Raw genomic sequence first — 22,839 nt, 5'->3', positions numbered from 1 at the left:
GGACCAATATGGCGATGCTGAGGCATCGGCCCAACTTGGCCGCCCCTAGCCCGTTTTCCGTTCACTTCGGCAGCGCCGACTTTTCCATGGCGAACCGGGGCATGAAAAACGCGCCGATCGCCTCGGTAACGGCGTTCGCGGTCCGCTCGCGCCAGGCTTCGGACACCAGAAGCTTTTCATCATGCTCATTCGACAGGTAGCCGAGTTCGAGCAGCACGGACGGCACGTCGTGAGCCTTCAGGACGACGAAGCCCCCGGAACGATGCGGATTGTTGATCAGCTTCACAGCGCTGCGCAATTCGCTCACCAGCGTGCGGGCGAAATGGGTGGAGAAATTCTTGGTCTCGCGCCGGGCGAGGTCGATAAGGATATCGGTCACATCCGCCGGCTCTTCTGCCAGTTCGACGCCGGCGATCACGTCCGACAGGTTCTCCGATTCGGCGACCTGCGCCGCGAGGTCGTCCGACGCCTTTTCCGACAGCGTGTAGACGGTCGCTCCCCGCACGGCGTCACGGGAATGACGCACGGAGTCCGCATGAATCGACACGAACAGGTCAGCCTTCATCTCGCGGCCAAACTTCACCCGCTTGCGCAGCGGCACGAACGTATCGCTCTCGCGGGTGAGGTGCACGGTGTAGCGCCCAGTCTCCTCGAGCTTCCTCTTCAGCACGCTGGCGAAATCCAGCACGACGGCCTTTTCCAGCGTTCCGGCGACACCCACCGCTCCGGTGTCGATGCCACCGTGCCCCGGATCCAGAACGATAACCGGCTTGCCGGGTACGGTGCGCACATCAAGGCGATCGCCTTTGGGCGCCGCCAACTTCGGCGCGCTCTCCTCGACCGCGAGCCGCGTTTTGCGCACCTCTTCGAGAAACGCTTCGCGCGTCGTGCGTACGAGGTCGATGACCAGCCGCGCCGGCTGGTCATCGACTGCGGGCAGGACAAATGTCTTGTCGACCTCGACCGGACCGGTCGCATCGAGCACGATTCGGGACTTGCCCGGCGCAAACATCCCGTAGCGCCAGGTCCTGATCAGGCCGCGCCCCTCGCGGCCGGAATCAGCGGGAAGCTTGAAATCCGTCGCAGGCAGGTCGATGACCAGCCGGTAGGGATCGGCAAGGGTGGAGACGGAAAATGGAATCTGGCCGTCGAGGTCGAGAACGAATCGCGTCCTGACGTCGTCGCCGGCGATGCGCGCGTCGATCGCCACCGCGACCGCAGCCGTCTCCCCATGGGCCGGCAGGACCGCCTGTCCCGGGCTCGCGAACACGAGCAGGAGCGCGGCAACCGCCATCGCGATCCGATGTCCAAGGGGCAAGGGCCGTCCGTTCACTGCAGTTGGCTCCCGCAAGCAGCGCTTCTGCGTCGATTGGCACAAACCTGACCGGTCACAGTTAACCTTTCGTTGACGCTCGCCGTCGGCATCGGATCCGTGCCATAGCCGATTTCCATTGCTTGCCAACGCGCGCATCCGACCGTAAAAGAACACTACGGATTTCGGTTTGCAATCGATACCACCCCGGATGACGGAAATGCATGGCTTTCCACAAGTCATCGCGTTCCGTCCGGATTAAGCAGCTCTGGACGAGGCCATCTGTCCGACGCGGCGATCCGGCCGGGACGATGCCGGGGTATCGCATTGCGGGCTCACCGGGCTAGCCCCGCCCACTCAGAAGTGAATGGTCACCGGGAATGCGGCCCCCGGATCCGGTCGAACGGGAATGTCGACGCAGCGGCGATGCCGCAGCTTCGGTCATTCGCATTGTAGTAACATTGGCTTAAGCAAGGGCAGGCGTTGCCTTGACGGATCGCGCGATGCAAGCGGACACAGCAGTGCCGGCAGGCTCCCACAGGAGTGCTGCCCGGAGCGCTGGCACCCACGCGCGCCCCCCTGCCCCATTCATCCATCCTGAAGACAACAGAACGGACCGCGTCGCCCAACGACCAGGAACGCGCCTTTCGCGCCCCGGCCGCGCGGCTTCCGTGGAGAACACCATCTATGGCAAACAAGATGCTGATCGACGCGGCGCACCCGGAAGAGACCCGGGTCGTCGTCGTCCGCGGCAATCGAGTTGAAGAATTCGACTTCGAGGCAGCAAACCGGAAACAGCTTCGCGGCAATATCTATCTGGCAAAGGTGACGCGGGTCGAACCCTCGCTCCAAGCCGCCTTTGTCGAATACGGCGGCAACAGGCACGGCTTCCTAGCCTTCAGCGAAATCCACCCGGACTACTACCAGATTCCGGTCGCCGACCGGCAGGCGCTGCTCGACGACGAGCGCGACGAGGAGGAACGCCAGGAGGCCGCCGAGGCCAAAGCCGCCGCCAGGCGCAAGGTATCCGCTCCCAAAGCCGACGCCGGCGAGAATGGCGACAACGGCGAGAATGGCGAGAATGGCGACGAGGAGGACGACGACGAGGATCATGTCGAATCGGTCGGTGCCGAAGACGCGATGGAGGAAGTGCCCGAGCGCCGTCCCCGTCAGCGCCGCCAGTACAAGATCCAGGAAGTCATCAAGCGCCGCCAGGTGCTTCTGGTTCAGGTCGTCAAGGAGGAACGCGGCAACAAGGGCGCGGCTCTGACGACCTACCTGTCGCTCGCCGGACGCTACTCGGTGCTCATGCCGAACACTGGCCGCGGCGGCGGCATCTCGCGCAAGATCACCCAGCCCACCGACCGCAAGCGACTGAAGAAGATCGCCTCCGAGCTGGAGGTGCCCGATGGAATGGGCGTGATCCTGCGCACGGCCGGCGCCAGCCGCACCAAGGCGGAGATCAAGCGCGACTTCGAGTACCTGATGCGCTTGTGGGAGAACGTGCGCGACCTGACGCTGAAATCGAGCGCCCCCTGCCTCGTCTACGAGGAAGGCAGCCTGATCAAGCGCTCGATCCGCGACCTTTACAACAAGGACATCGACGAGGTGCTGGTCGCCGGTGACGAAGGCTATCGCGAGGCCAAGGACTTCATGCGCATGCTCATGCCGAGCCATGCCAAGAACGTCCAGCCCTACCGCGACGCCACGCCGATCTTCACGAAGTTTGGGGTCGAGCCGCAGCTCGACGCGATGTTCTCGCCCCATGTCACGCTGAAGTCCGGCGGCTACATCGTCATCAACCAGACCGAAGCGCTGGTGTCGATCGACGTCAACTCGGGCAAGTCGACGCGCGAGCACAACATCGAGGACACCGCCCTCCAGACCAACCTTGAGGCCGCCGAAGAAGTCACTCGTCAGCTTCGCCTGCGCGACCTCGCGGGGCTGATCGTGATCGACTTCATCGACATGGAGGAGAACAAGAACAACCGGACGGTCGAGCGCAAGCTGAAGGACTGCCTGAAGAACGACCGGGCCCGCATCCAGGTCGGCCGCATCTCGCACTTCGGCCTGCTGGAGATGTCGCGTCAGCGCATCCGTACCGGCGTTCTGGAAAGCTCGACCAGCGTCTGCCCGCATTGCCACGGCTCGGGCATGATCCGCTCGGTCGAATCGGTCGCCCTGCACGTGCTGCGGTCGCTGGAGGACTTCCTGCTCAAGGGCGTCACCCACAACGTCATCGTCCGAACGACGACGGCGGCCGCCCTCTACATCCTCAATCAGAAGCGCCGCAATCTCGCCGACCTCGAGGCCCGGTTCGGACTCGAGATCGCCGTCCAGGCCGACGAGATGCTCAACGGCCAGCACTATGTGCTGGAGCGCTCGTCGCTCATCGACCGCGACAAGGTCCCTGCCCCCGCCATCGTGCAGCCGGATACGGTCGTCCTCGAGGAAATCGAGGAAGTCGAGGAAGTCGAGGAAGTCGACGAGGAAGGTGATGCGGAGGAGCGCGCGCAGGACGAAGGCGAACGCCGCCGCCGCCGGCGGCGCAAGCGCAAGCGCACGCCGGACGGAGCGGGAAGCACGGAACGCGCCGCCCAGGCCGTCGGGGGATCGGACGCAGAACAGGCATCCGGGGCCGAGGACGACGACGAGACCGACGAGGAGACCTCCGAGCAGGCTGGCGAGGAGCCCAAGCGCAAGCGCCGGCGCGGCCGCCGCGGCGGCCGGCGCGGCCGCCGCGGCGACGAAGCTGCGGGTGAAATCCGAGACGGCGAAGATGCCGAGGGCGAGCCGGAGATGAGCGCGCCTGCCGAAGCCGGCGAGGCTGCGGCCGCGGAAGGCCCCGCGGAGCCGGAGGCGGTCACGGAAGCGGAGGCAGTCGAAGCCCCAACTCCGACCGAGCCGGCCCCGGAACCTGCAGAACCGGAACCTGCAGAAATGGCGGGCGAAGCGGTCGTTGCGGAAACCGAAGCCGCGCCCGCAGCTGAGGCGGTGGCTGAGGAAGAGGTCGTCGAGGCGGCGCCGGCCGCGCCGGCTCGGCCCGCAGCCCCCGTGACCCCGGTCGTCACCAGCGAGCGCAGCGGTAGCGAGCCGGCCGAAGGCGACGACAGCAAGCCCAAGCGGTCCGGGTGGTGGCAGCGTCGCTCGTTCTTCTGAGCGTCGAGCATCGCTTCGTCGGCTGACGGATTGTTTTCTGAATGGAAAAGGCGACCCACAGGGCCGCCTTTTTTGATCGCGTGCAGCTTTCGGCGCGCAGTCCGTCCGAGCCCCAGGTCAGACGAGCCAGGTCTGCAACCGCGTCATCGCCTCCTCCATGTCGGCGCCGGTCCCCGCGAAGGAGAACCGAATATAGCCGTTGCCCCGCTGATGGTCGAAATCCGGTCCGGGCGTCGCCGCGACGCCCGCTTCGACCAGCATGCGCCGGGAGAAGTCGAGGGCGTCATTGCTGAATCTGCGAATGCTGGCATAGACATAGAATGCACCGTCGACCGGCAGCAGTTCGTCGAAGCCGATCGCCGGCAAACGGTGCAGCAGCAGGGCCCGGTTGGCCGCATAGCCCGCCTTGACCCGGTCGAGTTCGTCCGTGGCGTCGAAGGCGGCGATGGCTGCGCGCTGGGACAGGTCCGGCGGCGAGATGTAGAGGCTCTGCGCAATGCGCTCCATAGGCCGCACGAGCACCTCGGGCGCGATCATCCAGCCGATCCTCCAGCCGGTCATGCAGTAGTACTTGGAGAAGCTGTTGATTACGATGACATCGTCGGAAAACGTGAGCGCCGTCTCCTGCCGGCCTTGATAGACCAGTCCATGGTAGATCTCGTCGGAGATGAACCAGAGGCCAAGGGCGCGGCTGGCCTCGACCAGAGCACCCAGGGCCTCGGGCGTCATCATCGTGCCGGTCGGATTGCCCGGACTGGCAACCAGCACGCCCTTGAGCGGTCGCTGCCGGTGCGCAGCCTCGACGTGATCGGGCGTCAGCGCCCACCGGGTCTCGGGACCGACAGGGATTTCCACCGCCTCCAGGCCGAGAGCGGTCAGGATGTTGCGGTAGGCCGGATAGCCGGGCGCCGCGAGCGCGATCCGGTCGCCGGGATCGAAGGCGGCCAGGAAAGTCAGGTTGAAGGCGGCCGACGATCCCGTCGTGGCCAGCACCCGTGCTTCGGGAACCTCGACGCCGTAGGTGTCGGCATAGTGGCGGCTGATCCGGCGGCGGAAGCGCTCCAGCCCGCGCGCCTCCGTATACCCGAGTCGGCCGTCGGCGAGCGCCTCGCGCGCGGCGTCCAGAACGCGGGTCGGCGCGGGTGCCCCTGGCTGACCGACCTCCATGTGGATGATCGACCGGCCAGCCGCTTCCAGAGCCCTGGCCGAGGACAGCACATCCATGGCGAGAAACGGTTCGACTGCACTGCGTTTCGACGGCGACAGGCTGGGCAACGACATTCCGACACTCTCCGCTAGCGAACCGGCTGTGACAGGCGTCCCTGACGTCGCGGTTCAGCCTCATTCCCGCGCTTCACTAGCCGCTCGATGTTGACCAGCGCAAGGCTGGTCTCCTAGGGTCTGTCCAACCAACGGTTTCGGGAAACAGCCATTGCAGATGATTGCGCAGCCAACAAGCTCCTGTTGCGAGCGGTCGCGAAGGACGCCGCTCGGCACCTTCCGTCGTCTTCTCGCGTTGGCCAGCGCCGGCCTGGCGGCTCTTCCGCTCGCCATGCCGCAGGTTCACGCCCAGACCGGAAAGCTTCCGCTGGTCCGCGATGCCGAAGCGGAGGCGCTGCTGCGCGACTATGCCGCCCCCATCTATCGCGCGGCCGGCCTGCCCCAGTCGCAGGTCGAGATCATCCTCGTCAACGACAAGGGCTTCAACGCGTTCGTGCCCGATTCCCGGCGCATGTTCGTCAACCTCGGCGTGCTGATGGATGCGGAGACGCCGGGCGAGGTGATCGGCGTGATCGCGCACGAGACCGGCCATATCGCCGGCCGCCATCTGGTTCGCCTGCGCCAGGCAGCCACCAACGCCCAGATCATGTCCGTGATCGGACTGGTGCTCGGGGTCGGCGCGATGGCCGCAGGCGCCTCCTCCGGCGCAGGCGGCGTGGCGCAGGGCGGTGCAGCCATGGCTCTGGGCGCCGGATCCGTCGGCCAGCGATCCCTGCTCGCCTACCAGCGCGGCGAGGAGGCGGCTGCGGACAAGGCTGCCCTGAGGTACCTAGAGGCGACCGGCCAGTCGGCCAAGGGCATGCTCAAGACCTTCGAGCGCTTCGCCGATCAGCAGATATTTTCGTCCCGCTACGCCGATCCCTACGCCCTCAGCCATCCGATGGCCCGCGAGCGCTACAACGCCCTTGAGGCCGAGGCGCGCAAGAGCCGCTATTTCGACACGCCTGCGCCGACCGCGCTGCAGGCGCGCCACGACATGGTGCGCGCGAAACTGCTGGCCTTCACCAGCCATCCCAACGCGGTCGCCCGCGCCTATCCGCGTTCGGACACGAGTCTCGCGGCCCAGTATGCTCGGGCCATCGCGACCATGAACACCCGCAGCCGCGATGCGGTGAAGGCGATCGACGCGCTCATCGCGCAGCAGCCTAACAATCCCTATTTCCAAGAACTGAAGGGCCAGGCGCTGCTCGAATCGGGCAATCCGCGCGAAGCTGTCGCGCCGTTCCGCAAGGCGGTTGCCCTGCAGCCGAACGAGGGCCAGTTCCTGATCTGGCTCGGCTATGCCCTGGTCGGCGCGAACGATCCGACGCTGCTGCCGGAGGCCGAGCGGGTGCTCAAGAGCGGCATCCAGCGGGATCCCAACTCGGGCATCGCCTACAGCCAGCTGGCGATCGCCCTGGCGCGCCAGGGCAAGCAGCCGGAGGCCGATGTCGCCACCGCGCAAGGCCTGATGATGGCCGGCGACTTCCAGGGCGCGAAGCGCTACGCGGCGCGCGCTCAAAAGAATTTGAAGCCAGGAACACCGTCATGGCTACAGGCCGACGACATCGTGTCCTATAAGCCTCCATCATTCGGGCAGTAGTGGGCATCGCCCCCTGCCCGATCAGGCAATCCGCAACGGCCGCCGCCGGCAGGCCAAGGAGACAATCATGGTCCGCAAGTCCTGCGTGCGCGCATTCTCGGCCGCCCTCTCGCTTCTCGCGCTGTTGACCGTCGCAGTTCCGGCCCCGGCCGTCTCGCAAGAACTCGACCGCTCGAAGGTCGAACAGATCGTGCGCGAATACCTGCTCGCCAATCCGGAAGTGGTCCGCGACGCCATCATCGAACTCGACCGGCGGGAAAAGGAAGCCGAAGCTGCAGCCCGGCAGGCCGCCGTTTCCGACGCTGCCGGCATCCTGTACAACTCGACCCGGCAGGCCGTGCTCGGCAATCCCGACGGCGGCGTCACCATGGTGGAGTTCTTCGACTACAACTGCGGCTACTGCAAGCGCGCCCTGGGCGACATGGACCGCCTGATCGCGGAAGACCCCAATCTGCGGGTGGTGCTGAAGGAATTCCCGGTGCTCGGCCAGGGCTCGATGGAAGCGGCCCAAGTCGCCATCGCCGTCAACACCGTGGCGCCGGAGAAATACGGCGACTTCCACGCCGCCCTTCTGAACCACCGCGGCCAGGCCAACAAGGCCAGCGCGCTCGAGATCGCCGCCTCCATCGGTCTGTCCGGCGCAGATCTGGAAGCGGCCCTGGCGAGCCCGGAAGTCGGCGCGACGGTCGAGGAGGTCTACACGCTGGCCAACCGCCTCGGCCTCACCGGCACGCCCTCCTACGTGATCGGCACCGAGGTCATCATGGGTGCTGTCGGCTACAACGAGCTGAGGCAGAAGATCGAGGCGATGCGCGCCTGCGACAGCACAACCTGCTGAGCGCCGGGGACAGGGAGCCCGCGGGACCATTCAGGGCTTTTCCTGACCCCGGCAAATCCCTATAAGGAGGCGGAATTCGCGGCGATGGAGTATCGATGCCCGCCTCCATATTCATCCTGAACGGCCCAAATCTCAACCGGCTCGGCACCCGCGAACCGGAGACCTACGGCCGCACGACGCTGGCCGACATCGAAGCGCAGTGCCGCGCCACGGGACAGCGGCTTGGCTTCGACATCGTGTTCCGCCAGTCGAATGCCGAAGGCACCCTCGTCGACTGGATCCAGGAAGCCGGCGACGAAGCGCAGGGCCTGGTGATCAATCCTGCCGCCTATACCCACACCTCGGTCGCGATCCACGACGCGATCCGCACGGCCGCGATTCCGACCGTGGAGGTCCACCTGTCGAATGTCTTCTCCAGGGAACCGTTCCGCCATCATTCCTACGTGTCGCCGGTTGCAGCCGGCGTGATCTGCGGCTTCGGCGCCAAGGGCTACGACCTCGCGCTGGAAGCGCTTGCCGGCATGGTCCGCGCGTGACCCGACACCAAACCGAAAGCACATCCGAGATGTCCAAAGAAAACAAGACGTTTGACAAAGAACTGATCCGAGAACTCGCCCTCCTGCTGGACGAGACCAATCTCTCGGAGATCGAGCTGGAGCAGAAGGACTTCCGGGTCCGCGTCGCCCGCCAGCTGACCGTCGAGGCCGCCGTCGCCGCGCCGGCCGCTCCCGCCGCCGTGGTGCCGGCTGCCGCCGCAGTGGTCGCCGCGACCGCCGCCGATCCGTCCAGCCATCCGGGCGTCGTCACGTCGCCGATGGTCGGCACCGCCTACCTGGCTCCCGAGCCCGGCGCCCGCGTCTTCGTCGAGGTAGGCGACCGGGTCAGCGAAGGCCAGACGATCCTGATCGTCGAAGCCATGAAGACGATGAACCAGATCCCGGCGCCGCGCAGTGGCACCGTCAAGCAGATCCTCGTCGAGGACGCCCAGCCGGTCGAATACGGCGAGCCGCTGTTCATCGTCGAATAAGGGCGGGCGGTAATGTTCTCCAAGATCCTGATCGCAAATCGGGGCGAGATCGCCCTCCGGGTCCTCAGGGCCTGCAAGGAGCTGGGCATCTCGACGGTCGCGGTGCATTCCACGGCCGACGCCGACGCGATGCACGTTCGCCTCGCCGACGAGAGCGTGTGCATCGGACCGCCGCCGGCGCGCGACAGCTATCTCAACATTCCCCAGCTTCTGGCCGCCTGCGAAATCACCGGCGCCGATGCCGTCCACCCTGGCTACGGCTTCCTGTCCGAAAACGCCCGCTTCGCGGAGATCCTCGAGGCCCACGGCATCACCTTCATCGGCCCGACGTCCGAGCACATCCGCATCATGGGCGACAAGATCGAGGCCAAGCAGACCGCCAAGCGCCTTGGTATTCCGGTCGTCCCGGGGTCCGACGGCGCCGTCACGCCGAAGGACGACGCCCATGCGATCGCCCGCGAGATCGGCTACCCTGTGCTGGTCAAGGCCGCTGCCGGCGGCGGCGGTCGCGGCATGAAGGTGGCCATGACCGAGGCCCATCTCGACAACGCCCTGTCAACGGCGCGGTCCGAAGCCAAGGCGGCGTTCGGCGACGATGCCCTGTACATGGAAAAATACCTCGCCAGGCCGCGCCACATCGAGATCCAGGTGCTCGGCGACGGCCAGGGCAACGCCATTCATCTCGGCGAGCGCGACTGTTCGCTGCAGCGCCGGCACCAGAAGGTACTCGAGGAAGCCCCCTCGCCGGCGCTCAACGCCAGCCAGCGGATGGAAATCGGCGAGATCGTCGCCGACGCGATGCGCAAGCTGAAGTACCGCGGTGCCGGCACGGTCGAGTTCCTCTACGAGGACGGCGAGTTCTATTTCATCGAGATGAACACGCGCCTGCAGGTCGAGCATCCGGTCACCGAGATGATCACCGGCATCGACCTCGTCAACGAACAGATCCGCATTGCCGCCGGCGGCACGCTATCGCTGCGCCAGGAGGACGTGCTGTTCGAGGGCCACGCCATCGAATGCCGCATCAACGCCGAGAACCCGCGCACCTTCGCCCCATCGCCCGGCCAGATCACCTACTATCATCCGCCCGGCGGGCTCGGCGTTCGGGTCGATTCCGGCGTCTATCAGGGCTACCGCATCCCGCCCTATTACGATAGCCTGATCGGCAAGCTGATTGTCCACGGACGCAACCGCGTCGAGTGCATGATGCGGCTCAGGCGCTGCCTGGACGAGTTCGTCGTCGACGGCATCCAGTCGACCGTGCCGCTGTTCCGCGACCTCGTCGACAACCAGGACATCGCCAACGGCCAGTACGATATTCATTGGCTCGAGAAGTACCTGTCCGGGCACGGAAGCTGAGCCAAAAGGCACGCCGCCATGGCCGGTCAGAAGGATGACATCGTTCTGGAGATCACGCCGCAGGTGCTGCTTAAGGCCTATGCCTGCGGCATTTTCCCCATGGCTGAGTCCGCGGACGACCCGGGCCTGTTCTGGATCGAGCCGGAACAGCGCGGAATTCTGCCTCTCGACGGCTTCCACCTGCCGAAGCGCCTGCGCCGTACCGTCCGCGCGGACGACTTCGAGATCCGCATCGACACGGATTTCCAGGCCGTCGTCGACGGCTGCGCGGCGCCTGCGCCGGGACGGCGCAAGACCTGGATCAACCGGCAGATCCGCCGCCTCTACGGCGAGCTCTACGACCTCGGCTACTGCCATACGGTCGAGGCCTGGCGCGACGGCCGCCTCGTCGGCGGCCTCTACGGCGTCAGCCTTGCCGGCGCCTTCTTCGGTGAGAGCATGTTCACGCACGAACGCGACGCGTCGAAGGTGTGCCTGACCCATCTGGTCGCGCGCCTGATCGCCGGCGGCTACACGTTGCTCGACACCCAGTTCGTCACCGAGCACCTGAGCCGCTTCGGCACGATCGAGGTCCCCAAGGCCGCCTATGACCGCCTGCTGCGGGACGCCCTCAAGGTCGAGGGAGATTTCCACGCGCTGCGTGCCGACGCGAGCGGGGCCGACGTCCTGTCCGTCCTGGACGCCTGGACGGCGTCCCTGGCTGATGCCGACAGCGCATCCTGACTGGACTCGCCGTCCAGACTGTCGACCTTTTCTGCTCCGGCAGCGCCCGACCTAGAATGCCGGCTTGGGCCGCGGCAGACCCGGTACGCCCATATCGATGCCGGATCCGGCGCCCGGGCCAGCCAGCCCGTCCTCGCCTTCCGGCACGCTCGCAGCGACCGGCGGTCCGGAGTAGCCTTCAGGCGGCGGCACGGAAGAGGTCATCCTGCAATCGGTCAACCAGACGTCGTAGACGGCATGTTCGACCGCATGCAGGCCCGGGCTGGCCGCGAACATCCAGCCGGAGAATATGCGCCGGACCTCATTGTTGAGCGTGATCTCGTCGACCTGGACGAAGGCGTCGGTCTGCGGCGTCTCGGTCTGCGGGCGTGAATAGCACACCCGCGGCGTCACCTGCAGCGCACCGAACTGAACCGTCTCGCCGATGTAGACGTCGAAGGAAATGATGCGGCCGGTGATCTTGTCGAGGCCGGAGAACACGGCGACCGGATTCTCGATCTTGTCGGCATGCGCCGGCCCTGCGGTCACGATCCCCGCCGCCAGGGCCACAAGGCCGCTCAGCGCTGCGGCGCGGCTGCCGAAACGGGCGATGGTCTTGTTCAAGTGCCGCATGATGTCCTTCTGGAAAGACTGGCTGGCGAGACTGGCTGTCGGGGCGGATGTAGCATCGGATTGCGGCTCCGAAAAGGCTTCGCGCGCCGCAGGACCGTTCGGCCGGCGACGCGCGCCCGCGTCATGCGGCCGCCGACAGGCGTTGCAACGCCGCGCGCATCTGCTCCTTGCGGGCGGCGAATTCGGCCAGCTTCTCCCTTTCGCCCTCGACCACCTCTTCCGGCGCCCGCTCGACGAAGCTCGGATTGGAGAGCTTCTTCTCGATCCGTACGATCTCGCCATCGAGCTTGTCGAGCTCCTTTTCGAGCCGTGCCCGCTCGGCATCGAGATCGATGACGCCCTCCAGCGGCAGGCAGACCGTGGCATCGCCGATGATGATCTGCGCGGCCCCCTTGGGCAGGACGTCGGCAAGGGCGATGCTATCGGCTCGGGCGAGACGCAGGATGGCCGCCTCGTGGGTCCGGATGCGCGACAGCGTCGTCTCGCCGGCACCGACGATGACGATCGGCACCTGCGCGCCGGCCGGAACGTTCATCTCTGCCCGCACCGAGCGGATTTCCGAGATCAGCTCGACCAGCCAGTTGATCTCGTCCGCCGATGCCGCGTCGGCCATGGTCGCCGTGGGCCACGGCGTCAGCATCAGCAGCCGGCCGCCGGGAAGCTCGGCGCCGTCGCCGAGGCGCGCCCACAGTTCCTCGGTCAGGAACGGCATGAACGGATGCAGGATCTTGAGGATCTCGTCGAGCGCCCAGGCCGCAGTCGCCCGGGTCTCGGCCTTGACCGCCTCGTCCGAGCCGTTGAAGACGGGCTTGGCCAGTTCCAGGAACCAGTCGCAATAGGTGTTCCAGACGAAGCGGTAGACCACGTTTGCCGCGTCGTTGAACCGGTAGCTTTCCAGCGCCGCGGTCACTTCCTCCGCGCAGCGTCCGGTCTCGGTCGCGATCCAGCGGTTGAGCGTATGTGTGACACCGTTCGGATCGAAACCGGCGACCCGCCGGCAGCCGTTCATCTCGGCGAAGCGGGCGGCGTTCCACAGCTTGGTGGCGAAGTTGCGGTAGCCGCCGACGCGGCTGGTCGCCAGCTTGATGTCGCGCCCCTGCGCCGCCATGGCCGTCAGCGTGAAGCGCAGCGCATCGGCGCCGAACTCCTCGACCAGCGACAGCGGGTCGATGACGTTGCCCTTCGACTTCGACATCTTCTGCCCCTTCTCGTCGCGCACGAGGGCATGGATGTAGACCGTCTCGAACGGCTCGGTCTTCATGAAGTGCAGCGACATCATCATCATCCGGGCGACCCAGAAGAAGATGATGTCGAAGCCGGTGATCAGCACCGAGGTCGGAAAATAGCGGGCGAGTTCCGGCGTCTTGTCCGGCCAGCCGAGCGTCGAGAACGGCCACAGCGCCGACGAGAACCAGGTGTCGAGCACGTCCTCGTCGCGGTAGAGGAGCGTCTCTGTCGTCGCCGTGCCTTTCTCCCAGGCGGCGAGCGCCTGCTCCATCGCGACGACACGCACCGGCGTGCCGTAATGCGCCTGCGCAGCGGCCAGGGCCGTTGCCTCGTCCTTTTCCACGAACAGGTGGCCGTCTGGTCCGTACCAGGCCGGAATCTGGTGGCCCCACCACAGCTGGCGCGAGATGCACCAGGGCTGGATGTTCTCCATCCACTCGAAATAGGTCTTTTCCCAGTTCTTCGGCACGAAGCTGGTGCGACCCTCGCGCACCGACGCGATGGCCGGCTTCGCCAGGGTCGCGGCGTCGACGTACCACTGGTCTGTCAGCAGCGGCTCGATCGGCACGCCGCCGCGGTCGCCGTGCGGGACCATGTGGACATGGTCCTCGATGCGGTCGAGGCAGCCGGCCGCCTCCATGCGTTCGACCAGGCGCTTGCGGGCGGCGAAGCGGTCGAGGCCGTCGAAGGCGGCGATGGTCTCGTCGAGCATCGCGCCCTTGGCGACGCCGGCGAGGAACTCCGCGTTGTCCTTCAGGATCACCCGGGCCTCGCGGTCGAGCACGCTGATCATCGGCAGATCATGCCGCTTGCCGACCTCGAAGTCGTTGAAATCATGGGCAGGCGTGATCTTGACTGCGCCCGAACCGGCGGTCGGGTCGGCGTAGTCGTCGCCGACGATCGGGATGCGCCGGCCGACCAGCGGCAGGATCACGTGCCGGCCGATCAGGTCCCGGTAGCGCGGATCCTCCGGGTTCACGGCCACCGCCGTGTCGCCGAGCATGGTCTCCGGACGGGTCGTCGCCACGACGATGTAGTCGCGGATCTCGAACTCGGTCGGGGTGCCATCCTCGTCGAAGGCGACCGGGTGGCGATAGGTCAGACCGTCTTCCAGCGGATAGCGGAAGTGCCACAGGTTGCCCTTGAGCTCGACCTGCTGGACCTCCAGGTCGGAAATCGCGGTCAGGAGCTTCGGATCCCAGTTGACCAGCCGCTTATCCTTGTAGATCAGGCCGTCCCTGTAGAGCGAGACGAACACTTCGAGAACCGCCGCCGACAGGCCCTCGTCCATGGTGAAGCGTTCGCGGCTCCAGTCGCAGGAGGCGCCCAGGCGCTTGAGCTGGTTGAGGATCATGCCGCCGGATTCGGCCTTCCATTCCCACACCCGCTGGACGAAGGCGTCGCGGCCCATGTCGCGCCGGCCCGGTTCCTGGCGCTCCATGAGCTGGCGCTCGACCACCATCTGGGTCGCGATGCCGGCATGGTCCATACCCGGCTGCCACAGCACGTCCTTGCCGCGCATGCGCTCGAAGCGCACCAGTACGTCCTGCAGCGTGTTGTTGAGCGCGTGCCCCATGTGCAGCGAGCCGGTGACGTTCGGCGGCGGGATCACGATGGTGTAGGAGGGCGAACCTGCGCCCGCGCCGGCACCGGCGCTGAAGGCTTCGGCCTTTTCCCAGGTGTCGTAGATCCGCGGCTCGACGGACGCGGCGTCGTAGGTCTTTTCCAGCATGGACGCACTCGAAAGCTTGAACTGTCGCAAGGGTGTAAATCGGATGGGGCCCGGCAAGTCAACAGCCGACGCACCGCCAGGCGGCCGGCAACGGCCCGGCAGCAACGAAAAACGCCGCCCGACGGCGGCGTTGTCTCGACGTCCCGAACGGTCCGACCGTCAGCGCTTGCGGGTTACCCGCTCGATTTCCTGGCGCACCAGTCGCTCGACCATGCCGGGCAGGTTCTGGTCGAGCCAGGCCTTGAGCATCGGCCGCAGCATGTCCTTGACCAGATCCTCAAGGGTGCGGGCATTGGCATTCAGGACGGTGGTCGACAGGTTCTCGAACGCCGCATGCACGGCCGCTCCGGTCATGTCCGAAGTCAGCGGCGCCTCGTCCTCCAGGGGCTCCAGGCTGTCGAGATCGATGCTGGAGGTCATGACCGGAGCCGGGCGCGCCTTCGCCGGTTCGATCGGCAGCACGTCGTCGTCGACGAAGGCGATGTCGCCATCATCGACGACGGCTTCGACATCGATGGCGAACGGATCCTCGCCGGAGCCCTCCTCGTCGTCGTCGACCGCCAGTTCCTCGGTCAGTTCGAGCACGTCGTCGGCGTCTTCCTCGTCGAACGCCGCCATGTCCGCATCGCCGGACGAATCATCGGAATCGAACAGCTTGTCGAGATCGTCCTGGGACATCTCGACGTCGTCGCCACCCGCTGCACCGAACGAATCGAGGACGTCCGCATCGCCCTCGCCTTCCTTGCCGCCTGCCGGGCTTTCCTCATCCGAAATGATCCGGCGTATCGACGCAAGGATCTCCTCCATCGAGGGTTCTTGGGCCTGACTCGCCTTGGACATGAGTTCCCCCAGCACTGAATCGCCTACGCACCGTCGCACAGCCCAACTGTTACGATTCGGTTAATCCAAGTATGACGCGAGGCTTTGGCAGCGAAAAGCTGACCCAGCGGCGCAAACGCCCTTATCCCCTCCTAATGCAGGGGAAACAGGCGGTTTGCGGATGCTTGACGCTTCCTCGGAAAGAAACCCGCCCTGCGGGGACAACGCGTTGCGGCGATTCGCCCGCCGCGGCCAGCTCAGCGGCCGTCCGGCGTGCGCAGGCCGAACCACTTGTCGCGCACCTTTTCGTAGTGCTGGGTCGGCTCGTAGCGGGCGACCGGCAGGCCGAGGAATTCGGCGTCCAGCCGGCCGATCGCGGAAACGAGCTGGTAGCCGCCGACGATCCGGTTGCGCTGCGCCGTCACCAGGTTGACCCGCTGGTTGACCAGTTCGCGCTGGGCGTCGAGCACGTCCAGCGTCGTCCGCTGGCCGACACGCTGTTCCTCGATGACGCCTTCCAGCGCCAGCTGCTGCGCCGAGACCGCCGCCTGGGCCGCGCTGATCGAGGCTTCGGCGGCCTGGTACTGGCCCCAAGCAGAGATCACGTTGGCGCGAATGCGGTCACGCACGACATCGAGCTGGATCTGCGCCTGGCCGAGTTCCTCCTTGGCCTGGCGCACCCGCGAGTGGACGGCGCCGCCCTGGTAGATCGGGATGCTAACGCGCCCGAAGACGGAGGCGCTGTTGCTGGTGCTGACCGACGACGACGGGTTCCACTGCCGTTCGATCGATCCTTCCAGCGACACGGTGGGCAGCAGTTCGCCCTCGATAGTCTTGACGCTGAATGTGGCGGCATCCACCAGGTGCTGGGCCTGCCTGATCAAAGGCTGCATCTGGTCGCCGATGCGCATGGCCTCGTCCATCGACTTCGGCACGAACCGGCTGATCGCCGTGCTGGCCGAGAGGTTGCGCGCCTCGACGCCGACGATCTGGCGATAGACCGCCCGGCTGGAGGTCAGATTGGCGATGGCGGAGTTCAGGTTGGCCTGGGCCTCGGCATAGCGTGCTTCGGCCTGGGAGACGTCGGTGCGCGTCCCTTCCCCGACCTCGAACCGGTCGCGCGCGGCGCGGACCTGTTCGCCGAGGAACTCAAGATCGCTGCGCTGGAGCGAGACGAGGGCGGTGTCGCGGATCACGTCGACATAAGCCTGGGCCGCCGACAGGAGGACGTCCTGCTCGGTCGCGTTCAGGCTTTCGCGCTGCGCGCGCACGATCGCCTCGGCCTGGCGCGTCGAGTTGACGGTCCGAAAGCCGCGGAACAGCGCCTGCTGCACGCTCAGCGAGATCGACGCGTTGTTGCGGTAGGTCTCGCGGCCCGCGGCGCTGGAGCGGATGCCGCCGACGCCGGCGCCCGCCGTGACCGTCGGCCGCCAGCCCGACAGCGCCTGGGGCACGTTCTCGTCGACGCCGCGCAGTTGGGCGCGCGCCGCGTTGAGCGTCGGATTGTTCGCGTAAGCCAGGGCGAGCGCTTCGGTAATCGTTTCCGCGGTCGCCAGGGAGGTTGCGGACAGGACGGCGAGGCCTGTGAAGGCGGCGGTCAGTGAGACGCGAAAAAGCACTTAAGTCAGCCCCTTATGCCACGGACCCCCACCCGTGCTCGATAGTCCGGAGCAGTATAGCCTCGCGCTCCAGTCTGCAAACCCAGCCCGGCGATTTTAACCGAACATTCATTGCACCTGCGGCACGCGCGCAACAGGTGCCCTTGGGCAGCGCGGCATGTGGCCGCTGCGAGCCGTTCCGGCCGGGTCGCCTTCAGAACTGGAATTCCCGGGCCTTTTCAAAGCCCGGAAGGACATGCGCGGACGCATTGAAGGCGAAGCGCGCGCCGATCGATTCGCCCGAATCCTGATAGAGCTTCGCGATGCCGGCGCCGCCGCGCCCCTCGATCGCGACCATGCGACCGCCGCGCTTCAACTGGCCGGCGAGCCGCTCGGGCAGCACCTCGATGGCGCCATCGAAGACGATGACGTCGTAGGGCCCTTCGCTGGCGCAGCCGTCGGTCAGCTTGCCCTCGATCACCGCCGCGTTCTCGATGCCCTGCTCCACCAGGATCTCGCTCGCCATCGCGGCAAGATCCGGATTCTCCTCCACGGCCACGACCATGCCGGCCAGCTTGGCCAGGACGGCGGCGCTGTAGCCGGAGCCGGCGCCGACGACCAGGACAACGTCCTCGGGCCTGACCGCGGCGAGCTGGATCAGCTTGGCGAAGACATGCGGCTTCATCAGGTAGCGGCCGGGTGCCGCGTCGGAAATGGCGATGTCCTCGTCGATATAGGCGATCGGCCGTCTGGAGGCGGCGACAAACAGCTCGCGCGGAACGCTTTCCATCGCATCGAGGATCCGATGGTCGGTGACGTCGTTCGTCCTCAGCTGGGTGTTCACCATCCGCGTGCGGGATTGCGCATAGTCAGCCATCGCGAGCCTCTTCTGCCTGCCGGATGCCCCTTGACGCCCCTTGGCCGGACGATCCTCGACCGGTTCCTTACCGAGGCCCGGCGGGCCTGACAAGGGTTAGATGCGGACCGGGCCTGCCCTGCTCGTTCTACCCCGGAACAAATAGCTGTGGAACGCCCATTGAGGTTTGCTACCGGCTCTGCTAATGAACGCCGCCATCGGACGCGCTCAGGGCGCGCCGGATGTCTTTCGGCCTCGTGGCGGAGTGGTGACGCAGCGGATTGCAAATCCGTGTACCCCGGTTCGATTCCGGGCGAGGCCTCCAGACCTTCCAATTTCCTGAAATCGTTTCCCTTTGCCGAACCGGCGCCCTGTCGGGCGGTCGGCTGCCCCCCTGTTTGCGCCCGGCATCGTGACGTGCCCCTGCGCCGACATGTCGCATATCGGCCAGAAATGCGCGCATCCCGTCGCAGCATCGCCGCACAGGCCCGGGTAACACTTGAACCGCGCGGAAAAAGCGGGCAACCGGAGGGACTTGCGTCCGGACCCGACCGGGCGCACGGCAGTCATGGCGGGAGGCCGACAGGAATGAAGCATGGCGGCGACCTGGCCGAGGCCTGCGAACGCTACGGCGGACGGACCGGGGACTGGCTCGACCTGTCGACCGGCATCAATCCGCATGCCTATCCCGTCCCGGCCGCGCTGCCGACGGACTGCTGGACGCAGTTGCCGACCCAGGCGGCGCTCGACCGGCTGCTCGGCGCCGCGCGCAAGGCCTATCGCTGTCCACCGGCAACCGGCCTCGTCGCCGCGCCGGGAACCCAGGCGATCCTGGCCTGGCTACCGCTGATCCTGCCGGACGGCGACGTCGCCGTCGTCTCGCCGACCTATTCGAGCCATGCCGAGGCCTGGCGCCGGGCCGGGCGACAGGTCACGGAAATCGGCCATCCCTTTGCCGCGCCAGCGCAAACCCGGATCGTCGTGCTGGTCAATCCGAACAATCCGGACGGCCGCCTCAGCGACCCGAAATCCCTCCTCGACCTCGCCCGCCAGATGGCGGCACGCGGCGGCTGGCTGGTCGTCGACGAGGCCTTCGCGGATGTCGTGCCCGGCGCCAGCCTGCTGCCGCACCTCGCCGACGAGCCGGTTCTGGTACTGCGCTCCTTCGGCAAGTTCTTCGGCCTCGCCGGCCTGCGGCTCGGCTTCCTGGCCGGCCCACCGGAGGCGACCGACCGGCTTGCCGGACAGCTGGACAGCTGGGCCGTCAGCGGCCCGGCGCTGGCGATCGGCCGCATCGCCCTGGCCGACGAACCCTGGCAGGAGGCAATGCGCAACCGGCTGGCCGACGAGATGGCCGACCTCACGCTGGCGCTGTCGGAGGCCGGCCTGACGGTGTTCGGTGGCACGACGCTCTATGCCCTCGCCGCCCACGGCAACGCCCACGGCCTGCACCGGGCGCTGGCGCGCCGGCGCATCTGGACCCGGGTCTTCGACTACGCGCCGACCTGGCTGCGCGTCGGCCTGCCGCCGGATCCGGTCGCCCGCGCCCGCCTGACGGCGGCATTGGCAGAGGCCGAAAAGGAGCTGTAGCGTCGCACCATGCTCCTGTTTCCCGACTGCCTCTGGCTGCTGCTCCTCGCCCTTGTCCTCGACGGACTGATCGGCGACCCGGCTCCGCTGTGGCGCCGCCTGCCCCACCCCGTGACCTGGATTGCTGCCGGAATAGGCTTGTGCGACAGGCACTTGAACAAGGAGGCCATGACCCCTGAGCGCCGTCGCGCAGCCGGTGTCGCGACCCTCGTCCTGCTGGTCGGCATGAGTCTTATCCTCGGCTGGATCGTTCAGGCTATGCTCTCGGCCATGACCTACGGATGGATCCTGATCGGCCTGATCGCCTCGGTGCTGATCGCGCAGAAAAGCCTCTACCAGCACGTCGCCGCCGTCGCCGCGGGGCTGACGCGCGACGGCCTTGCCAGCGGCCGGCGCGCCGTGGCGATGATCGTCGGGCGAGATCCGGAGCGGCTGGACGAAGCGGGCGTGGCGCGGGCGGCGATCGAATCGGCGGCGGAGAACTTCTCCGACGGCGTGGTCGCGCCGGCGCTGTGGTTCGCCCTGCTCGGCCTGCCCGGCCTGGTCGCATACAAGGCGGTCAACACCGCGGATTCGATGATCGGCCACAAGACCGACCGCCACCGCGATTTCGGCTGGGCGGCGGCGCGCTTCGACGACCTGGTCAACCTGCCGGCCTCGCGTCTGTCGGGCCTGCTGATCGCGCTGGTCGCGCCGATCGCCGGCGGCAGCGCAACGGCAGCGCTGGCGAGCGTGCGCCGCGACGCGGCCAAGCACCGCTCGCCCAACGCCGGCTGGCCCGAGGCGGCGATGGCCGGGGCGCTCGGCATCGCGCTCGCCGGCCCGCGCGCCTATGCCGGCTACACGGTCGACGACCCGTTCCTGAACGCCGCCGGGCGCCGGGACCTGACGGCACGAGACATCCACCGGGCGCTTGCGACCATGGCAGGGGCTTGCGTCCTGCTCGCTTTGCTGGTCTTGATTGCTGCAACGGGTTTCACCTTAGCCGCCACAGTTCCGAGCGCCTGACCAGATCGACGCACATGCTGCCCTTCTCCGCTGCCGCAGAAAACAACAAGCACCCGATCCTCGCCGTCCTGAAGGACGCCTTCCGCTCCAGCCGGCGGGTCCTGGAAATCGCCAGCGGAACCGGCCAGCACGCCGTCCATTTCGCCGCCAACCTGCCGCCCCTGACCTGGCAGCCGAGCGATCTGCCCGAACATCTCGACGCGCTGGAACAGCGAATCGCGGAAACTGACCTCGACAACCTGCTGTCGCCGATCGAGCTCGATGCCGGCGACCTGCCCTGGCCGGTGCCGGCCCGCGACGCGCCCGACGCCTTCGACGCGATCTTCACCGCCAACAGCCTGCACATCATGTCCTGGGACCACGTGCAGCGCTTCTTCGCCGGCGTCGAGGAAGCACTCGCCGACGGCGGCACGCTGTGCGTCTACGGCGCCTTCAAGTACGACGGCGCCTTCACCACGCCGAGCAACGAGGCCTTCGACGCCAGCCTGCGCGAGCGCGATCCGCTGAGCGGGCTGCGCGACTTCGAGGCGGTCGACGCGCTCGCCCGCGCCGCCGGGCTGATGCTGGTCGCCGACAACAGCCTGCCGGCCAACAACCAGCTGGTGACCTGGCGCCGCGGCTGAACCGACTGTCACCGGCTTCGGGCGATGTCCAGAACGCGATCGATGTCGACCGCCGCCTGCAGATGGGCGGCGAGGCGGTCGAGCACGGCGTCGGTGCCGGCGTCATAGGCAAGCGTCGAGGCCGCGCCGAAGCCGGCAAGCCAGGCCCCGCGGAAGGCGTCGGACCCGAACAACCCGTGCAGATAGGTGCCGGCGACGCGACCGTCGGCGGAGAGTGCGCCGTCGGGCCGGCCGTCGAGGTCGACCAGCGGCCGGGCGCAGTCGGGCCCGACGGTGCGGCCGATGTGGATCTCGTAGCCGGACACCGGCACGCCGGTCGGCCGGTGCAGGCCATGCGCCTCGACCAGGGTCTTGTCCGGCGTCAGCACCGTGTCGACCTCGAGGAGCCCGAGACCCTCGACAGTTCCCGCCGGCCCCTCGATGCCGTGCGGGTCGGACACCGTGCGGCCGAGCATCTGGTAGCCGCCGCACAGGCCGAGGATGCGGCCGCCGCGCCGGCGATGGGCGGCAAGATCGATGTCCCAGCCCTGGGCGCGCAGGAAGGCGAGGTCGCCGACGGTCGACTTGGTGCCGGGCAGCAGCACGACGTCGGCATCGCCCGGCAACGCTTCGCCCGGCTGCACGAGGACGAGCGTCACCGCCTCTTCCTGGCGTAACGGGTTGAGGTCGTCGAAATTGGCGATCCGCGCGAGGACCGGCACGGCGACCTTGACCGGTCCCGATCCCTGGCCTTCGGCGAGGCCGAGGGCATCTTCCGCCGGCAATCTTGCGGCCTCGGCAAACCACGGCACGACGCCGGCGGAGGTCCAGCCGGTGCGCGCGGCGATCTCGGCGAGGCCCCGGTCGAACAGCGCGACCTCGCCGCGGAAGCGGTTGATCAGGAACGCCTTGATGCGCCGGCGCTCGGCCTCCTCCAGCACCGCGTGGGTACCGACCAGCGAGGCGATGACGCCGCCGCGGTCGATGTCGCCGACCAGCAGGACCGGCAGATCGGCAGCCTCGGCGAAGCCCATGTTGGCGATGTCGCCGGCCCGCAGGTTGATCTCCGCCGGGCTGCCGGCGCCTTCGACCAGAACCAGGTCGGCGCCGGATTCGATTTCTGAAAAACTCTCCAGAACCTTCGGCAGGAGTTCGGCTTTCCGGCTGCCGTAGTCGCGCGCCCTGAGCGTCGCGACGCGCCGGCCCTGGACGATCACCTGGGCGCCGGTATCGGTCTCGGGCTTCAGCAGCACCGGGTTCATGTGCACGCTCGGGGCCAGCCGGCAGGCGCGCGCCTGCAGCGCCTGGGCGCGGCCGATCTCGCCGCCGTCGGCGGTCACCGCGGCGTTGTTCGACATGTTCTGCGGCTTGAACGGGCGAACCTTCAGCCCGCGATCGGCAAACAGCCGGGCGAGGCCCGCCACGATCAGGCTCTTGCCGACGTTGGAGCCGGTGCCCTGGATCATCAGGGCGGGAGTGCGCGTACCCTCAGCGGTCATTCGGTGCGTCCCGAT

Annotated in this window: 18 protein-coding genes and 1 tRNA gene; 11 read left to right on the top strand and 8 right to left on the bottom strand. The window is 67.2% G+C overall.

Annotated elements, in window-relative coordinates; genetic code table 11:
- Positions 1–61: 61 nt before the first annotated feature.
- Complete coding sequence (locus SL003B_RS10380) at positions 62–1,210, bottom strand: N-acetylmuramoyl-L-alanine amidase (RefSeq protein ID WP_242390365.1); 1,149 nt, start codon at positions 1,208–1,210, stop codon at positions 62–64.
- A 789-nt stretch (positions 1,211–1,999) separates the two neighbouring features.
- On the opposite strand from SL003B_RS10380, the gene SL003B_RS10375 reads away from it, so the two are divergent.
- Entirely contained in the window at positions 2,000–4,471 is a 2,472-nt protein-coding gene (locus SL003B_RS10375; protein WP_013652793.1) for an Rne/Rng family ribonuclease, read from the top strand.
- A 117-nt stretch (positions 4,472–4,588) separates the two neighbouring features.
- On the opposite strand, the gene SL003B_RS10370 is transcribed toward SL003B_RS10375, so the two are convergent.
- Positions 4,589–5,752: a pyridoxal phosphate-dependent aminotransferase gene (locus SL003B_RS10370; protein ID WP_013652792.1), complete on the bottom strand. Its 1,164-nt coding sequence runs from the start codon at positions 5,750–5,752 to the stop codon at positions 4,589–4,591.
- Positions 5,753–5,987: 235 nt separating this feature from the next.
- Here SL003B_RS10370 and SL003B_RS10365 point away from each other — a divergent pair, with 235 nt between their 5' ends.
- The 6 genes from SL003B_RS10365 (at position 5,988) to aat (ending at position 11,281) form a co-directional block, all read left to right on the top strand.
- The gene (locus SL003B_RS10365) at positions 5,988–7,334 is read left to right on the top strand and encodes a M48 family metalloprotease (protein WP_242390364.1); all 1,347 of its coding nucleotides are present in this window, start codon (positions 5,988–5,990) and stop codon (positions 7,332–7,334) included.
- A 67-nt stretch (positions 7,335–7,401) separates the two neighbouring features.
- Positions 7,402–8,172 carry a DsbA family protein gene (locus SL003B_RS10360; protein ID WP_013652790.1) on the top strand — a complete coding sequence of 257 codons (771 nt, stop codon included), beginning with the start codon at positions 7,402–7,404 and terminating at the stop codon, positions 8,170–8,172.
- 95 nt (positions 8,173–8,267) lie between these two features.
- Positions 8,268–8,708 carry a type II 3-dehydroquinate dehydratase gene (gene aroQ, locus SL003B_RS10355; protein ID WP_013652789.1) on the top strand — a complete coding sequence of 147 codons (441 nt, stop codon included), beginning with the start codon at positions 8,268–8,270 and terminating at the stop codon, positions 8,706–8,708.
- A gap of 29 nt (positions 8,709–8,737) precedes the next feature.
- Positions 8,738–9,199, top strand: a complete 462-nt coding sequence (gene accB / locus SL003B_RS10350; protein ID WP_013652788.1) for an acetyl-CoA carboxylase biotin carboxyl carrier protein — start codon at positions 8,738–8,740, stop codon at positions 9,197–9,199.
- A 12-nt stretch (positions 9,200–9,211) separates the two neighbouring features.
- A complete protein-coding gene (gene accC / locus SL003B_RS10345; RefSeq protein WP_013652787.1) occupies positions 9,212–10,558 on the top strand; it encodes an acetyl-CoA carboxylase biotin carboxylase subunit in 1,347 nt (448 codons plus the stop codon).
- Between the two features lie 18 nt (positions 10,559–10,576).
- Entirely contained in the window at positions 10,577–11,281 is a 705-nt protein-coding gene (gene aat, locus SL003B_RS10340; RefSeq protein WP_013652786.1) for a leucyl/phenylalanyl-tRNA--protein transferase, read from the top strand.
- A gap of 51 nt (positions 11,282–11,332) precedes the next feature.
- Here the strand turns inward: aat and SL003B_RS10335 are convergent, their stop codons facing one another.
- The 5 genes from SL003B_RS10335 to SL003B_RS10315 form a co-directional block, all read right to left on the bottom strand.
- A complete protein-coding gene (locus tag SL003B_RS10335) occupies positions 11,333–11,893 on the bottom strand; it encodes a DUF2155 domain-containing protein (RefSeq protein WP_041375488.1) in 561 nt (186 codons plus the stop codon).
- A 121-nt stretch (positions 11,894–12,014) separates the two neighbouring features.
- Positions 12,015–14,852: a valine--tRNA ligase gene (locus SL003B_RS10330; protein WP_013652784.1), complete on the bottom strand. Its 2,838-nt coding sequence runs from the start codon at positions 14,850–14,852 to the stop codon at positions 12,015–12,017.
- A gap of 159 nt (positions 14,853–15,011) precedes the next feature.
- Positions 15,012–15,692, bottom strand: coding sequence for a PopZ family protein (locus tag SL003B_RS24115; RefSeq protein ID WP_041375487.1), 681 nt, complete (start codon positions 15,690–15,692; stop codon positions 15,012–15,014).
- Positions 15,693–15,928: 236 nt separating this feature from the next.
- Positions 15,929–17,290, bottom strand: a complete 1,362-nt coding sequence (locus SL003B_RS10320; protein WP_013652782.1) for a TolC family outer membrane protein — start codon at positions 17,288–17,290, stop codon at positions 15,929–15,931.
- Positions 17,291–17,483: 193 nt separating this feature from the next.
- On the bottom strand, positions 17,484–18,146 hold the full coding sequence (locus SL003B_RS10315; protein WP_013652781.1) for a protein-L-isoaspartate O-methyltransferase family protein: 663 nt from the start codon (positions 18,144–18,146) through the stop codon (positions 17,484–17,486).
- A 230-nt stretch (positions 18,147–18,376) separates the two neighbouring features.
- Here SL003B_RS10315 and SL003B_RS10310 point away from each other — a divergent pair.
- The 4 genes from SL003B_RS10310 to SL003B_RS10295 all read left to right on the top strand — a co-directional run bounded on the left by SL003B_RS10310 (position 18,377) and on the right by SL003B_RS10295 (position 21,346).
- Positions 18,377–18,450, top strand: a tRNA-Cys gene (locus tag SL003B_RS10310).
- 263 nt (positions 18,451–18,713) lie between these two features.
- A complete protein-coding gene (gene cobD, locus SL003B_RS10305) occupies positions 18,714–19,715 on the top strand; it encodes a threonine-phosphate decarboxylase CobD (protein WP_013652780.1) in 1,002 nt (333 codons plus the stop codon).
- A 9-nt stretch (positions 19,716–19,724) separates the two neighbouring features.
- Complete coding sequence (gene cbiB, locus SL003B_RS10300) at positions 19,725–20,723, top strand: adenosylcobinamide-phosphate synthase CbiB (protein WP_013652779.1); 999 nt, start codon at positions 19,725–19,727, stop codon at positions 20,721–20,723.
- 14 nt (positions 20,724–20,737) lie between these two features.
- Positions 20,738–21,346 (top strand): DUF938 domain-containing protein, encoded by a 609-nt coding sequence (locus SL003B_RS10295; RefSeq protein ID WP_013652778.1) that lies wholly within the window; start codon positions 20,738–20,740, stop codon positions 21,344–21,346.
- An 8-nt stretch (positions 21,347–21,354) separates the two neighbouring features.
- On the opposite strand, the gene SL003B_RS10290 is transcribed toward SL003B_RS10295, so the two are convergent.
- On the bottom strand, positions 21,355–22,824 hold the full coding sequence (locus SL003B_RS10290; RefSeq protein WP_013652777.1) for a cobyric acid synthase: 1,470 nt from the start codon (positions 22,822–22,824) through the stop codon (positions 21,355–21,357).
- Between the last annotated feature and the right edge of the window lie 15 nt (positions 22,825–22,839).

The sequence above is a fragment of the Polymorphum gilvum SL003B-26A1 genome, assembly GCF_000192745.1.
Lineage (GTDB): Bacteria > Pseudomonadota > Alphaproteobacteria > Rhizobiales > Stappiaceae > Polymorphum > Polymorphum gilvum.
The sequence above is the reverse complement of the archived record's forward strand: the minus strand, read 5'-3'. Positions and strand labels throughout refer to the sequence as shown.

Coding starts and splice junctions, on each gene's coding strand:
- SL003B_RS10375 (WP_013652793.1), top strand. CDS start 2,000: ATGGCAAACAAGATGCTGATCGACGCGGCGCACCCGGAAGAGACCCGG.
- SL003B_RS10370 (WP_013652792.1), bottom strand. CDS start 5,752: ATGTCGTTGCCCAGCCTGTCGCCGTCGAAACGCAGTGCAGTCGAACCG.
- SL003B_RS10360 (WP_013652790.1), top strand. CDS start 7,402: ATGGTCCGCAAGTCCTGCGTGCGCGCATTCTCGGCCGCCCTCTCGCTT.
- aroQ (WP_013652789.1), top strand. CDS start 8,268: ATGCCCGCCTCCATATTCATCCTGAACGGCCCAAATCTCAACCGGCTC.
- accB (WP_013652788.1), top strand. CDS start 8,738: ATGTCCAAAGAAAACAAGACGTTTGACAAAGAACTGATCCGAGAACTC.
- accC (WP_013652787.1), top strand. CDS start 9,212: ATGTTCTCCAAGATCCTGATCGCAAATCGGGGCGAGATCGCCCTCCGG.
- aat (WP_013652786.1), top strand. CDS start 10,577: ATGGCCGGTCAGAAGGATGACATCGTTCTGGAGATCACGCCGCAGGTG.
- SL003B_RS10335 (WP_041375488.1), bottom strand. CDS start 11,893: ATGCGGCACTTGAACAAGACCATCGCCCGTTTCGGCAGCCGCGCCGCA.
- SL003B_RS10330 (WP_013652784.1), bottom strand. CDS start 14,852: ATGCTGGAAAAGACCTACGACGCCGCGTCCGTCGAGCCGCGGATCTAC.
- SL003B_RS24115 (WP_041375487.1), bottom strand. CDS start 15,692: ATGTCCAAGGCGAGTCAGGCCCAAGAACCCTCGATGGAGGAGATCCTT.
- SL003B_RS10315 (WP_013652781.1), bottom strand. CDS start 18,146: ATGGCTGACTATGCGCAATCCCGCACGCGGATGGTGAACACCCAGCTG.
- cobD (WP_013652780.1), top strand. CDS start 18,714: ATGAAGCATGGCGGCGACCTGGCCGAGGCCTGCGAACGCTACGGCGGA.
- cbiB (WP_013652779.1), top strand. CDS start 19,725: ATGCTCCTGTTTCCCGACTGCCTCTGGCTGCTGCTCCTCGCCCTTGTC.
- SL003B_RS10295 (WP_013652778.1), top strand. CDS start 20,738: ATGCTGCCCTTCTCCGCTGCCGCAGAAAACAACAAGCACCCGATCCTC.
- SL003B_RS10290 (WP_013652777.1), bottom strand. CDS start 22,824: ATGACCGCTGAGGGTACGCGCACTCCCGCCCTGATGATCCAGGGCACC.